The sequence below is a fragment of the Halochromatium salexigens genome (assembly GCF_016653295.1).
Classification (GTDB): domain Bacteria; phylum Pseudomonadota; class Gammaproteobacteria; order Chromatiales; family Chromatiaceae; genus Lamprobacter; species Lamprobacter salexigens.
Window position 1 is genome coordinate 24039 of sequence record NZ_NHSF01000067.1, and the last position, 12533, is coordinate 36571.

Below are 12533 nucleotides of genomic sequence, written 5' to 3' on the forward strand. Positions count from 1 at the left end.
GGTGGGAGACAGGACGCTAAAGCGCCTAAGATACCGCGCGTTAGCGCTTTGCGGGAACGACTTCAGTGCATCCAGGGCGCTGTTTTTCAAAAGGGTCGGTCTCGAAGGGTCTGAAGCCTGACTGCGGTCACGGCAGTACGTCAATAGGAGATGGCTGTGACACGCCAATCCAGCCAGCCACGCTCGAGCCGCAGCCGCACCGGCGGGGCCGGCGTTGTCGATGTCTCTTCGGCTGCAGGCTGACCGATGCGCACGCGAAAGCTGGTCGGGCTGTCGTAGAAGGCATAACTGATGGCGGGCCAGAATCCGCTTTGGCCCTCGGCATGGGTGAGGAGTCGCTCTCGCACCCAGGCCAAGGTCATGCCTTGGGGGAGTGCGTTGAGGCCCTCGCGGCGGATGGTCGTTTGTACCCAGTCGATGAAGGCGTCGGAGACCTCGCCGATCGCACTCTGGCGATCCTTGTCGAGCCGACGCAGGATCTGATCGCGCACGGCCTCGATATCGATCAGACTGCTGAGCGCTGAGGTCGGGCCATTCACGGTGGTGCGATCGAGTCGCCAGAGGCTGATAAAGGGCGAGACCAGGTAGAGGCTGGCGATGATCAGCAAGCCAGCTGCGACCCAGCGTGTCCTTGCCAGCAGCCAGGGTCGGCGGTGCGATAGGACCTGGCGCAGTGGGGCCTGACTGTTAACGGGCATCAGTGCGGGGGTGCCTGGAGCTGCTCGAGCTCTTCGCCCGTGCTGAGCCAAGCCTGCTCGACCTCGCTCAGTTCGGCGTCGACCTGGCGCTTGGCGTCCATCAACGCGAGCAGGCGCGCTTTGGCGTCTGGCTCATAGAGGCTGTTGTCGGTCAACTGTTGGTCGAGCTGCTCGCCTCGTTCGCTGAGTGTCTCCAGGCGCTGCTCGAGCTGCTTGAGCCGCTGCCGCAGGGGTTGCAGCCGGGCGCGTTCCTCGGCCTCGCGGCGGCGCAGATCCTTCTTCGAGACCACCGCAGCGGGCTCGCTGTCCGGGGTGGCTCGAGCACCGCCCTGCACGCCGGCACTGGCCGACTGTCGGCGTTGGCTCGCGCGCTGGTTCGCGCGTTGGCTGATCCAGGTTGGATAGTCGTCGAGATCGCCGTCGAACGGCTGCACGCGCCCGTCGTCGACCAACAGCAGCTCATCGCAGGTGATGCGCAGCAGATGGCGATCGTGCGAGACCAGCACCACGGCGCCGGCGTAATCCTGCAGCGCCTCGCTCAGGGCGTGGCGCATGTCCAGATCCAGGTGATTGGTCGGCTCGTCGAGCAGGAGCAGATTCGGGCGTTGATAGACGATCAACGCCAGCGCGAGCCGGGCCTTCTCGCCGCCGGAGAACGGCGCCACGGGGTCGGTGGCCTGATCGCCGCTGAAGCCGAAGCCGCCGAGGAAATCGCGCAGCGATTGTTCCGAGGCCACGGGATCGAGCGAGGTCAGATGCCGCAACGGCGAGGCATCCGGCTGCAGTTGGTCCATCTGATGTTGCGCGAAGTAGCCGATGCGCAGCCCCTGCGCCTCAAGCCGGCTGCCCGTGAGGGCTGCTCGCTCGCCGGCCAGGGTCTTGATCAAGGTCGACTTGCCGGCGCCATTCGGGCCGAGCAGGGCGAGTCGATCGCCAGGTCGCAGGATCAGCGAGACCGCCTCGAGGATCGGCACGCCATCATAGCCGACCGCGAGATCCTCGAGCCGCAACAGCGGGTTGGGTTGGCTCTCGGCATTGCGAAACCGGAACTTAAACGGTGTGTCCACATGCGCTGGCGCGATCAGCTCGAGGCGCTCGAGCGCCTTCAGTCGACTCTGCGCCTGGCGCGCCTTGTTGGCCTGGACGCGAAAGCGATCGATGAAGGAGCGCACATGGGCGATCTCGCGCTGCTGGCGCTCGAAGGCCGCCTGCTGCTGCGCCAGTTGCTCGGCGCGCTGGCGCTCGAAAGCCGAATAACCACCGCTGTAGGTGCGCAGTTGACACCGCTCGAGGTGGCAGATGCTGGTCGCCACCGCATCGAGCACGTCGCGATCGTGCGAGATCAGCACCAGGGTGCCGGGGTAGGCGCGCAGCCAGCCCTCGAGCCAGATCACCGCGTCGAGATCGAGGTGGTTGGTGGGCTCATCGAGCAGCAGCAGGTCGGAGCGGCACATGAGCGCGCGCGCCAGCGCCAGGCGCATGCGCCAGCCCCCAGACCAGGCATCGAGCGGCCGCCGTTCGTCGCCGATCGCGAAGCCGAGGCCGTGCATGAGCTGCGCGGCGCGGCTCTCGGCCTCCCAGGCGCCGACCGCGTCGAGGCGCCCGAGCAGCTCGCCTTGGCGCAGGCCGTCGTCGGCCTGCTCGGCCTCGCGCAGGGCCGCTTGCAGTTGCCTCAGTTCGCTGTCGCCATCGATGACGAACTCGATCGCCTCGCGCGCGCCCGAGGGGGTGTGTTGAGCGACATGCGCGACCTCCCAGCCGGCCGGGAGGGAGACGCTGCCGGCATCAGGCGTCAGCTCGTCGCGCAGCAGCGCGAGCAGGCTCGATTTACCGCAGCCATTGGCACCGACCAGCCCGAGCTTCTGGCCTGGATGCAGGCGCAGATCGGCATCCTCGAGCAGGAGCTTGGTCCCGCGCCGCAGACTGACGCCGCGTAATTCGAGCATGCCTAGCCGACGCCTCCGCCCATGCCTCCAGGGGCCTGCTCGCGATCCAGGCGCCGGTAGCCGATGGCCTCGCCCAGGTGCAGCGGCGTGATCCGTTCCTGATGATCGAGGTCGGCAATGGTGCGGGCGACCTTCAAGATCCGATGATAGGCGCGGGCGGAGAGGGCCAGTCGTTGCATGGCGCGCTGCATCAGCTGCTGCCCGTCGTTGCCGAGGGGGCAGTCGCGCTCGATCTCGCGCGGCTCGAGGGCGCTGTTGGGTTTACCGGCGCGCGCCTCGGCGAGCGAGCGTGCCGCCGCGACCCGCTGCTTGACCGTCGCGCTCGACTCCGCCGGGGCGTGCGCCTCGGTCTGCAACTGCTCGGCGGGCAGGCGTGGCACCTCCACGTGCAGGTCGATGCGATCGAGCAGCGGGCCGGAGAGGCGCGCGCGATAGCGGCTGACCTGTTCCTGGGTACAGCGGCAGCGGCCACTGGGATCGCCGAGATAACCACAGGGGCAGGGATTCATGGCGCCGACGAGCTGGAAGCGGGCCGGGAACTCAGCGCTGCGCGCCGCGCGCGAGATATGGATCTGACCGGATTCGAGCGGCTCGCGCAGGACCTCCAGCACGCGCCGATCGAATTCCGGCAGCTCATCGAGGAACAGCACCCCATGATGCGCGAGCGAGATCTCGCCGGGACGCGGATTGGCGCCGCCTCCGACCAGGGCGATGCCGGAAGCGGTATGGTGCGGCGAGCGAAACGGGCGCTGGCGCCAGTGTAAGGGGATCGCGGGCGCAAGCTGGCTGACCGAATGCACGGCCGCGACCTCGACTGCTTCGGCCTCGGTCAGACGCGGCAGGATGCCGGGCAGGCGCGCGGCCAGCATCGATTTGCCGGTACCCGGCGGGCCGAGCAGGAGCAGACTGTGCGCACCCGCGGCAGCGATCTCGAGCGCCCGCTTGGCCTGCGGTTGACCGCGCACCTCGGCTAGATCCGGGGCATTGTCAGGTGCCGGTGGTGGCTCGTCGAGCGGGTGGACGGCCAGGGCTGTCAGCCCGTTCAGGTGCTCGCAGACGTCGAGCAGTCGATCGGCGGGCAGGATCTGGAGGCCGCTGACGAGCGCGGCCTCGGCCGCGTTTGCTCGCGGCAGGACCAGCGCGCGCCCCGCGTCACGCGCCGCAAGCGCTGCCGGCAGGACAGCGTCGATCGGGCGTAGCTCGCCACTGAGGGCGAGTTCGCCGAGGAATTCGTGCACGCTCAGTGGCGCGCTCTGGATCTGCCCGGACGCGCCGAGAATACCGAGCGCGATCGGCAAGTCGAAGCGGCCGCCTTCTTTCGGTAGATCAGCCGGCGCCAGATTGATGGTGACTCGGCCCGCGGGGAACTCGAATTGGCTATTGGCGAGTGCGCCCCGGACTCGATCCTTGCTCTCGCGCACCGCGAGTTCGGGGAGGCCGACGATCGACAGCGACGGCAAGCCGACGCCGGCATGCACCTCAACGGTCACGGGCGGCGCCTCGATGCCGACGCGTGCGCGGCTATACAGAACGGAGAGACCCAAGGCGCGGTCCTGAATGGGCGAGCGAGAAGCGGCGGGCGCCGGGGCTCAGGCGCTGGGCTCTTCGAACTCGGCGCTTCCGCTTGCCTGCTCTGCTGTCGACGCCGGCACGGACCGCGCCTCAAGCGCGGCGACCCGTTGCTCGAGTGCGGCAAGCTTGGAACGCGAACGTGCGAGCACCGCGGCTTGGACGTCGAATTCCTCGCGCGTCACCAAGTCGAGTCGGGCCAGTCCAGCCTCCAGCGTTGCGCGAAAGCTGCGGTTAAGATCTTCCTGCAACACCTGAAAGCCCTTGGGGGCCTGGTCCGCTAGGCGGCGTGCAAGGTCGTCAATCTGTTTGGGGTCCAGCATCGAGGATCACCTTAAGCGTGAGAAGAGGTTAAAGCCATTATAGGGCGGTGGCGATCGGGGCGCCTGCTCCAAAGTTTGCACCGAAATGGTGCGCTGGCTCCCGAGTGCTCGGGGAGCGATGCACTTTACAGGTGCAGGATCGAGTTGTAACTCTGCGACATTCTAGCCAAAACCGTGGTCTTTTGCGCACATGGAATGGGTAGGCATGATACCTGCTAGTTGATATTTGGACCGTGATTTTGCATTGGCAGGATCACCGCGCAGGGTGACTGTCTCGCCCGTCAACGATTGAACTGAGGTAATTTGCATCATGAAAATACAGAGAGTTGGAATCGCTGCCGCCGCCTCTGGTGCCCTGCTATCGGTATCGATGCTGACAGCGGCTCCTGCCCTCGCGCAGGGGCCCTGGGCGCTCGACGCCAACATCGGCGCCGTCTCGAACTATATCTGGCGTGGCGTTAGTCAGACCGGCGACGAAGCCGCCGTTCAAGGTGGTTTGGATCTTTCCCATGAGAGCGGCTTCTATGCAGGCACCTGGGCCTCGAACGTCGATTTCGGCGCGGATGAAGCAAACTATGAACTCGATGTCTACGCTGGCTACGACTTCATCCTGCCGAACGATGATTTCAGTCTCGGACTCAATACCATCTACTACGCCTACCCCGACGGCGACAGCGACATCGACTTTTGGGAGATCGGCATCTCTGGTGGCTATAAATGGGTCTCGCTCGGCATCCAGTACACGGCCTGGGGTGACGACGACAACGAAGATACCCTATTCGACGAGGGCGATCTCTACTACAGCATCGGTGTTGATGTGCCTTTGGCCGAAGGCTTCAGCATCGGCGCCTTCGCCGGTTATTACGATTTTGACAATGATGTCAGCGATGACGTCAACGCCGACTACAGCCATTGGGGGGCAACGATTAGCAAGGAGGCAGGCGACTTCGGTACCTTCAATTTCACCTATGAGCAAAACGATGGTGGCGACGACGACGTCTGGGACGACGACGCCAAGGTCTGGGTTGGCTGGAACAAAGCGTTTTGAGGGCTTGGCTCGCCACTTGCCGTGGCTTTACCGCACAAGCGCGTAGTGGCAATGGCCGATTTGCCATCGCCTAACGCGGCTGGCCTGGCTCAGGCCTGCCGCACTCAATCCAACGGAGCACATTCATGAAGTTGGTTGCTGCCATCATCAAACCCTTCAAGCTCGATGACGTGCGCGAGGCGCTGGCCGATATCGGCGTCTCGGGGATCACCGTCATCGAGGTCAAGGGCTTCGGTCGCCAGAAGGGCCACACCGAACTCTATCGCGGCGCCGAGTACGTCGTTGACTTCCTTCCCAAGATCAAGGTTGAAATTGCGGTTGACGACAGCCTGGTCGATCAGGTCATCGAGGCGATCAGCAACGCCGCCCGCACCGGCAAGATCGGTGACGGCAAGATCTTCGTCAGCGATGTCGATCAAGTCATTCGTATCCGCACCGGCGAGACCGGTCCGGACGCACTCTAACTTGGCAACGGAGGAATGTAACAATGGAAGAACCGACCATCCAGCTCGCCTATGCGTTGGATACGTTCTACTTCCTGGTCTCGGGCGCTCTGGTCATGTGGATGGCCGCCGGCTTCTCGATGCTCGAGGCCGGTCTGGTGCGGGCGAAGAATACCGCCGAGATCCTGACCAAGAACGTGGCCCTGTTCGCGATCGCCAGCATCATGTACATGCTCATCGGCTACGGGATCATGTACCCGGCCGGCGGCAATGGCATCATCCCGGAGATCAATTGGACCTTCATGTTCATGGACGCGACCAAGGACAACGCGGTCGACGCCGTGTTGGCCAGTGACGGTGACCTCTACTACTCAGGGCTGTCCGATTTCTTCTTCCAGGTGGTGTTCGTGGCAACCGCCATGTCCATCGTCTCGGGCGCCGTGGCCGAGCGTATGAAGCTCTGGGCCTTCCTGTTGTTCGCGGTCATCATGACCGGTTTCATCTATCCGGTGCAGGGCTATTGGAAGTGGGGTGAAGGTTTCCTCCACACGCTGAACTTCCAGGATTTCGCCGGCTCCGGTGTCGTCCATCTCTGCGGGGCCTCGGCGGCACTCGCCGGCGTGCTCCTGCTCGGCGCGCGCCGCGGCAAGTACGGCAAGGACGGCTCGATCAACGCCATTCCCGGCGCCAACATGCCGCTAGCAACGCTCGGCACCTTCATCCTCTGGCTCGGCTGGTTCGGCTTCAACGGCGGCTCGCAGCTCGTGGTCTCCAATATCTCAGATGCCAACGCCGTCGCTGGTGTCTTCGTCAACACCAACATGGCGGCCGCCGGTGGCCTGGTCTTTGCGCTGATCACCGCGCGGCTGATCTTTGGCAAGGCGGATTTGACCATGGCGCTCAATGGTGCCCTGGCCGGTCTGGTGGCGATCACCGCCGAGCCGCTGACGCCGACCCCATTGGCCGCGACCCTGATCGGCGGCGTCGGTGGCGTCATCGTGGTGTTCTCGATCATCGCCTTGGACAAGTTGCGGATCGATGATCCGGTCGGTGCCATCTCGGTGCATGGCGTGATCGGCATGTGGGGCCTGATCGCCGTCCCGATCACCAATGGAGCTGCCGGCATCGTGCCGCAGTTGATCGGTCTGGTGACGATCTTTGCCTGGGTCTTCATCACCTCGCTCATCATTTGGCTGCTGATCAAGCTGACCATGGGCATCCGCGTCAGCGAAGAGGAGGAGTACGAGGGTGTCGATGTCGGCGAATGCGGACTCGAGGCCTACCCGGAATTCGTCGGCTCTCGCGGTGGCGGAATCTGACCGATAGCGCGGCTGCGCAATCGACCTTGCAGCGGGGCCTTCGGGCCCCGTTTTACGTTGAGGAGAACATTAGCAAGTACAGCCGGGCGCTGTTTGCTCGGCTGCCGGGGGCTTGATGCTCGGGGTTGGGTTGGAAGCCGGGATCAGGTCGCTGTGGTCAGGGAGCGTTGCGATCGCTCGTCTCGAATGCGCGCTTGAAGAAGGCCGGCTGGGCCAGCGCCGCGCGATGGATCTCGGCGGTGTAATACTGGCTCTGGAAGGGGGGCGCTGTGGCCGCCGCGGCGCGAAAGGCCGGCAGCTTGCCCTCGCGACTGGCCATGGTGGCGCTCCACCAGCCCGACGGATAGATCGCCTGCGGGAAGAACAGGGTGGCGTGGTCCTCGAACCCGGCGGCACACGTATCGGCGTAAATGCCCTGGATGATATCCATGTGATACAGCGGCGATTCGCTCTGTTGGACCAGCAGGCCACCCGCGGCGAGGGCGCGATGGCAGTCGCGATAGAAGGCGGTGGTGAACAGGCCTTCGGCCGGGCCAACCGGGTCGGTGCTGTCGATGATGATCACGTCGAGCGACTGCGCAGGCGCCTGTTGTATCCAGCGAATCCCGTCCTCGAACAAGAGCGTAGCACGTGGATCGTGGTTCGATTCGGTCAACTCGGGAAAGAAGATCTCGGCAACGCGGGTGACGCGTTCGTCGATATCGATCTGCACCGCAGACTCGACCTCGGCGTGGCGCAGGACCTCGCGCAGGGTGCCACAGTCACCGCCGCCGATGATCGCGACCCGCTTGGGGTGGGGGTGGGTGAACAGCGCCGGATGCGAGAGCATCTCGTGATAGAGGAAGTTCTCTCGGCTCGAGAGCATGGTGAAGCCGTCGATGACCATCAGATGACCGAAGGTCTCGGTGGCGTAGACCTCGATGGTCTGGAAAGGGGTCTGTTCGTGATGCACCCGGCCTGTCACGCGCAGTGAAAAGGCACTGCCGGCGGCATCGGCGATCTCGGTGAACCAGTCGTTTTCGTCAAGCATGCGCGGGTGATCAGGGGTCGTCTTGAGAAGCGGTTTAGCGAGGATAGCGATCGTCGAGATTGGCCGGACAAAGTACGTCGCGCATGATGCCGATCAGCTCGAGCAGTTGATCGTTGCGGATGCGATAGAAGATCCGATTGGCCTCCTTGCGCGCGATGATGATGTTCTTATTGCGCAATTGCTCTAGGTGTTGGGAGATATTGCTCTGCGAGGTGCCAGTGCGCTCGACGATTTCGCCGACCGAGAGTTCATTTTGACCAAGCGAGCAGAGGATCTTCCAGCGTAGCGGATGGGCCATGGCCTTCAGAGCCATCGCTGTCAGGGTCGTATCCTCGGGGTCGATATGTTCGGCTGGCAGTTCATTCGTCATCAGTCAGCCTCCAGCGTCCTGTCACTGTTGGTGGTCGCACTTGCTTCCATGAAAGCATCGCTTTGGATACGCATATACCCGCTCATATCTTTGGCGATGCAAATGATATCCGTGATTGTCTCGTTAGTATCTTTGATTGCAGTGCGGGAAAACAAGATCGGCACGCGCCGCCCATCGCTGGCGATGAAGCGCGCCTCGATCTTGGCCAGCGCGCCGGTGCGGATCAGCGCCTCGAGCCAGGTGCCCATGAAGGCGCCAGCCTCCGCGTCCCCCTCTTCCTCGAAGACGTCGCCGATCGAGAGACCGAGCAGATCGGATTCGGGATAGCCAAGCATTCGGCAGGCGGCTGGATTGGTGCTCTTGATCTCGCCCTCGGGCGTGAGCACCAGCAAGGCCTCGCCCATGTGGGTGATGATGTTGGCGAGATATTGCCGGGCCTCGGCCAGTTCGGCGGTACGCTCGGCGACCTTGATCTCCAGCTCGTGGTTGAGCGAGCGCTCCTTTTCGATCAGTCTGAAATAGGTGCTGATCTTATTGATCAGGAGGTTGTCATCGATCGGTTTGAGTAGATAATCGACGGCCCCAACCGCGAACCCGCGTTGCTGGAATTCCTCGGCCTTGAAGGCTGCGGTAAGGAAAATGATCGGGATATCACGCGAGCGTCGGCGCAGCTTGAGCAATGAGGCGGTCTGAAAGCCGTCCATCTCCGGCATCTGCACATCGAGGATGATCAGATCGATGTCGCGATGGCTGAGCGTGAGATCGATCGCTTCGCGTCCAGAGGATGCCTCGAGTACCGTTGCTTGTAGGTGCTTCTCGATCAGCGTGCGCAGGGTGTAGAGGTTATGCGCGTGATCGTCGACGATGAGTAGCTTGTAATCGACTCCGCCCATCATGCCGTCTCCTCGATATCCTCGTTGATCCCAGGGTTGGCCTCAGGTTGCAACGAGGAGTGGATGAGATTCGCCAAGGCGGCCGGTTCGATCGGCTTGTTCAAGAAACAGCACGCCCCCGCTTCGAGACAGCGCCCTTGCGCTGCTGAATCTAGATCGCCGAGTACAACGATCGGCAGCTCGGTCAGCCACGCCGTCCGCCGAAGATGGGTGATCGTATCACAGGTATCCTTGGCATCAAGGCATGCGAGCAGCAGCATCGAACAATCGTGCTCCTCGGAGAGGGTTTCCAAGGCCTCCTCCTCGTCGGCCGCGGTTTGTACCTGAAGCCCAAGGGATTCAAGTGCGGCCGTGACCGCGACCAGGCTCTGAACATCGCGCTCGACGAGTAGGACCCAGGCATCGGAGTAGTCTCGAGCCAGGCTGGAGGCGACCTTGGAGGGGGGCAACGCCAGTTTGTCAGTAGCGTCGATGCCAGGATAAGACCCAAGGGCCGCGCTCTCGGTTGCGCTCGCTCGCTGAGACTGCGCGAAGACCTCGGCGGGTGAGGCCGCCTCTTGGGCCTGAATGACCTCGACCGCCGAAAACAAACTGGGATCGCGTGACAGGGGCAGGTAAAGCGTAAAACAGGAGCCCTGCCCCGGGGTGCTGGTGACCCTGATCTGGCCGCCCAGCAACTGGGCTAGCTCCTTGCTGATCGAGAGTCCGAGACCAGTGCCGCCGTAGCGCCGCCGCGTCGAGCCATCAGCTTGCCGAAAAGCCTCGAAGATCACCTCCTCCTTGCCCGTGGGGATGCCGAGCCCTGTATCCCTGACCGCGAGCGCGAGCGGGTAGTGCTGGTCGCCGGCCTTGACGGTGATGGTGACTTGGCCGTGTTGGGTAAATTTCGCGGCGTTGGAGAGAAAGTTCTTCAGGATCTGCCGGATCTTGGCTTGATCACTGTAGATCTGGGCCGGTGCCGACGCATTGGACTCAACCCTCAGCGCCAGGCCCTTGTCCGAGAAGATGGGGCCGAGCATGCCGACGAGTTCGTCGATCATGGGTCGGATCGGCACCCACTCGAGATGAACAGTGACTGCTCCGGCCTCGATGCGCGAGATGTCGAGTACATTATCGATCATCGTCAGCAGATCGCGGCCGGCCTCGTTGATCACCCTGGCCTGGCGACGTTGGTCATCATCCAATCCCGATTCCTCGGCGGCGAGTAGCTTCGAGAGCAACAGGATCGAGTTCAAGGGCGTGCGCAGCTCGTGGCTGACATTGGCTAGAAACTCCGATTTGTACTGATTCGATTGCTCCAGCTGGCGCATGTGCTGGCGCTCGGCGCTCAGATGTTCGGCATGGCTGCGCGCCAAGGCATTGAGCTGCTCACCGAGTTCGCGCACTTCGCTCGGTCCGCGCCAGCAAAACCGCTGCCGATGCTCTTCACGCAGAATGCCGCGCACACCACTGGTAAGTTCCTGACCGAAGCGCTCGGCGCGTGAGGCGAGCCAGCGCGCGATGATCAGCACCACCAGTATCAACACCAACACGATACTCAGCACGCGCCCGACTAGGGCATTGCGGAAGCTGGCGATCGGCGAAGGATCGACCGGTCGTGCGACCCACAGCGGGCGGGCGTTTTCGGTGAGGAACATCGGCACCCAGAGCAGCGGCGGCCCGTAATCGCCTTTGTAGAGGGCGAGTTTGCCTTCTTCGAAGATGGCCTCTAGGCCAGGAAAATCGGCGAATGCAAGCGCCTCTTCGCTAAAGGGCTCGCCGGGGCGCAAATAGCGGCCATCGTCGGTGACCCATAGGGTGTCGCGATAGAAGTTGGCGAGTCCACCGACGTCGATCGTCATCAGCAGCAGCCCAAGCGGCTTGTGCTCGCCTTTGGCGCGCTGGCTAACAGGGCTTGCAAGCTGCAGGGTCATCAGTTGCCTCGGGTCCTCGCGCGCGGCGAAAGAATTGACGCGAATCCGGCTAACGATGACCTCACCGGGTTTCAGTTTGAGTCCTGCGCTGGTGAAGCCGCGGTTTGGCGGATCGGGCGGATGCTCGGTGGGACGCCATTCCTGGGTCTTGGCGTCGCGCGTGAGCCAGAAACGCTCGTTGCCATCGCCATCAATGAAGAGGATCTCGATCAGATCCGCTTGATCGCTAAGCATCTGATTGATCCAGCCCGTGTAACGGGCGCGGGCGAGATCGATGGTCTCTTCATCGCCAGCTTTGCCGAGAATAATGCCTGGCTCAGGCAGCTTGGCTAGCAGCCGGATCATCTCGTGCCGGCTGGCGAGATGTTGGTCAAGATCGCGAAAATCGGCACGCAGGTTCTGCATGTAGGCCTTCTGGTAGAACATCGCGGTGCGATCTAACACCAGGGGCAGATTGATCAGCACCGCGACGATCAACGGCACCAAGCCGAATCCGAGTAGCAGCAGTAAGATGTAATAACGAAGCTTCATGCGGCAGGTTGCCTGATGGGGCGCTGGCTAGACACAACAGTCGGGAGACCCGGTTTGAGCCTCAACAATGGATTACGCGGTGGAATGGGCGTTGTCGGCTCGCTGTATCGACGCTATCGGCACGGAAACGGTGCCTGGCGTGATGCCCTGCTGGCGCCATTCGTCAGTCCGGGAGATCTGGTGTTCGACATCGGCGCCCATGTTGGCGATTGTATCGCGAGCTTGCGCCGGCTCAACGCGCGGGTGATCGCAGTCGAGCCGCAGCCGGCACTCGGGCGCATGCTACGGATGCTGTACGCTCGAGATACACAAGTGGTGGCGCTGCGGGCGCTCAAGCACTGTCAGCGCCTCGGCGACTATCGTTACAATGCCGCCTTGGGTGCCAGCGATCGGCTACTGCACCCGGATTGGCCGCTGGATTGAGCAGTTGCCACAGGCGGCGAACGCGGG

The 12533-nt window shown here is 63.1% G+C and carries 12 protein-coding genes; 4 read left to right on the top strand and 8 right to left on the bottom strand.

What is annotated here, in order from left to right:
- Positions 1 to 140 precede the first annotated feature (140 nt).
- From CCR82_RS14120 to ubiK, 4 genes are read right to left on the bottom strand one after another with little or no spacing between them, the layout of a single operon-like run.
- Positions 141 to 698 carry a DUF2939 domain-containing protein gene (locus CCR82_RS14120; RefSeq protein ID WP_201246437.1) on the bottom strand — a complete coding sequence of 186 codons (558 nt, stop codon included), beginning with the start codon at positions 696 to 698 and terminating at the stop codon, positions 141 to 143.
- The gene (locus tag CCR82_RS14125; RefSeq protein ID WP_201246438.1) at positions 698 to 2644 is read right to left on the bottom strand and encodes an ATP-binding cassette domain-containing protein; all 1947 of its coding nucleotides are present in this window, start codon (positions 2642 to 2644) and stop codon (positions 698 to 700) included. The genes CCR82_RS14120 and CCR82_RS14125 overlap by 1 nt, the downstream gene beginning before the upstream one ends.
- A gap of 2 nt (positions 2645 to 2646) precedes the next feature.
- Positions 2647 to 4188 (bottom strand): YifB family Mg chelatase-like AAA ATPase, encoded by a 1542-nt coding sequence (locus CCR82_RS14130; protein WP_201246439.1) that lies wholly within the window; start codon positions 4186 to 4188, stop codon positions 2647 to 2649.
- A 45-nt stretch (positions 4189 to 4233) separates the two neighbouring features.
- Complete coding sequence (gene ubiK, locus CCR82_RS14135; RefSeq protein WP_201246440.1) at positions 4234 to 4536, bottom strand: ubiquinone biosynthesis accessory factor UbiK; 303 nt, start codon at positions 4534 to 4536, stop codon at positions 4234 to 4236.
- Positions 4537 to 4846: 310 nt separating this feature from the next.
- Between ubiK and CCR82_RS14140 the strand changes: the two genes are divergently transcribed.
- From CCR82_RS14140 to amtB, 3 genes are all read left to right on the top strand, one after another.
- On the top strand, positions 4847 to 5584 hold the full coding sequence (locus tag CCR82_RS14140) for a TorF family putative porin (RefSeq protein WP_201246441.1): 738 nt from the start codon (positions 4847 to 4849) through the stop codon (positions 5582 to 5584).
- Between the two features lie 125 nt (positions 5585 to 5709).
- Complete coding sequence (locus CCR82_RS14145; protein WP_201246442.1) at positions 5710 to 6048, top strand: P-II family nitrogen regulator; 339 nt, start codon at positions 5710 to 5712, stop codon at positions 6046 to 6048.
- Positions 6049 to 6071: 23 nt separating this feature from the next.
- On the top strand, positions 6072 to 7346 hold the full coding sequence (amtB, locus tag CCR82_RS14150) for an ammonium transporter AmtB (RefSeq protein ID WP_201246443.1): 1275 nt from the start codon (positions 6072 to 6074) through the stop codon (positions 7344 to 7346).
- Between the two features lie 157 nt (positions 7347 to 7503).
- On the opposite strand, the gene speE is transcribed toward amtB, so the two are convergent.
- From speE to CCR82_RS14170, 4 genes are read right to left on the bottom strand one after another with little or no spacing between them, the layout of a single operon-like run.
- Complete coding sequence (gene speE, locus CCR82_RS14155) at positions 7504 to 8376, bottom strand: polyamine aminopropyltransferase (RefSeq protein ID WP_201246444.1); 873 nt, start codon at positions 8374 to 8376, stop codon at positions 7504 to 7506.
- Positions 8377 to 8410: 34 nt separating this feature from the next.
- The gene (locus CCR82_RS14160; RefSeq protein ID WP_201246445.1) at positions 8411 to 8746 is read right to left on the bottom strand and encodes an ArsR/SmtB family transcription factor; all 336 of its coding nucleotides are present in this window, start codon (positions 8744 to 8746) and stop codon (positions 8411 to 8413) included.
- The gene (locus tag CCR82_RS14165; protein WP_201246446.1) at positions 8746 to 9642 is read right to left on the bottom strand and encodes a response regulator; all 897 of its coding nucleotides are present in this window, start codon (positions 9640 to 9642) and stop codon (positions 8746 to 8748) included. Before CCR82_RS14165 ends, CCR82_RS14160 begins: the two co-directional genes overlap by 1 nt.
- Positions 9639 to 12083: an ATP-binding response regulator gene (locus CCR82_RS14170; protein ID WP_201246447.1), complete on the bottom strand. Its 2445-nt coding sequence runs from the start codon at positions 12081 to 12083 to the stop codon at positions 9639 to 9641. Before CCR82_RS14170 ends, CCR82_RS14165 begins: the two co-directional genes overlap by 4 nt.
- Before the next feature lie 54 nt (positions 12084 to 12137).
- On the opposite strand from CCR82_RS14170, the gene CCR82_RS19415 reads away from it, so the two are divergent.
- Positions 12138 to 12506 (top strand): class I SAM-dependent methyltransferase, encoded by a 369-nt coding sequence (locus CCR82_RS19415; protein WP_201246448.1) that lies wholly within the window; start codon positions 12138 to 12140, stop codon positions 12504 to 12506.
- The last annotated feature ends 27 nt before the right edge of the window (positions 12507 to 12533 follow it).

What these genes read in the sequence shown, in the direction of transcription:
- CCR82_RS14120 (WP_201246437.1), bottom strand. Translation starts at nt 698, where the DNA reads ATGCCCGTTAACAGTCAGGCCCCACTGCGCCAGGTCCTATCGCACCGC.
- CCR82_RS14125 (WP_201246438.1), bottom strand. Translation starts at nt 2,644, where the DNA reads ATGCTCGAATTACGCGGCGTCAGTCTGCGGCGCGGGACCAAGCTCCTG.
- ubiK (WP_201246440.1), bottom strand. Translation starts at nt 4,536, where the DNA reads ATGCTGGACCCCAAACAGATTGACGACCTTGCACGCCGCCTAGCGGAC.
- CCR82_RS14140 (WP_201246441.1), top strand. Translation starts at nt 4,847, where the DNA reads ATGAAAATACAGAGAGTTGGAATCGCTGCCGCCGCCTCTGGTGCCCTG.
- CCR82_RS14145 (WP_201246442.1), top strand. Translation starts at nt 5,710, where the DNA reads ATGAAGTTGGTTGCTGCCATCATCAAACCCTTCAAGCTCGATGACGTG.
- amtB (WP_201246443.1), top strand. Translation starts at nt 6,072, where the DNA reads ATGGAAGAACCGACCATCCAGCTCGCCTATGCGTTGGATACGTTCTAC.
- speE (WP_201246444.1), bottom strand. Translation starts at nt 8,376, where the DNA reads ATGCTTGACGAAAACGACTGGTTCACCGAGATCGCCGATGCCGCCGGC.
- CCR82_RS14160 (WP_201246445.1), bottom strand. Translation starts at nt 8,746, where the DNA reads ATGACGAATGAACTGCCAGCCGAACATATCGACCCCGAGGATACGACC.
- CCR82_RS14165 (WP_201246446.1), bottom strand. Translation starts at nt 9,642, where the DNA reads ATGATGGGCGGAGTCGATTACAAGCTACTCATCGTCGACGATCACGCG.
- CCR82_RS14170 (WP_201246447.1), bottom strand. Translation starts at nt 12,083, where the DNA reads ATGAAGCTTCGTTATTACATCTTACTGCTGCTACTCGGATTCGGCTTG.